Genomic DNA, 249 nt, shown 5'->3' with positions numbered 1-249 from the left:
AACTCCGGCCAGCGCAAGTAGACGCGGTCCCGTCCCAGCAGGACGGCGAATCCGGGCTGACCGCGCTGGGCAGCCCTCTGCGCGCGGAAGCTGGACAGCGGATTGGGATCCGGAGCGTCAAGGTAGACCTCCTCCAAGTCCCACGTCTCGGCACGTCCCACGGCGTCAGGGTTCGTGATCACCTCAACCTCGGCGCAGGAATCGACGATCTCCTCGGCAGAATCCGCCCACACCCACCACCACAGACCT

1 pseudogene is annotated in these 249 nt (G+C 66.3%); it reads right to left on the bottom strand.

The annotated features are described in order from the left end of the window. Positions 1-249: pseudogene (locus tag IO20_RS41095) on the bottom strand (hypothetical protein); the annotation flags it as partial.

The organism is Streptomyces exfoliatus (assembly GCF_000725545.1).
Lineage (GTDB): Bacteria > Actinomycetota > Actinomycetes > Streptomycetales > Streptomycetaceae > Streptomyces > Streptomyces exfoliatus.
The sequence above is the reverse complement of the archived record's forward strand: the minus strand, read 5'-3'. Positions and strand labels throughout refer to the sequence as shown.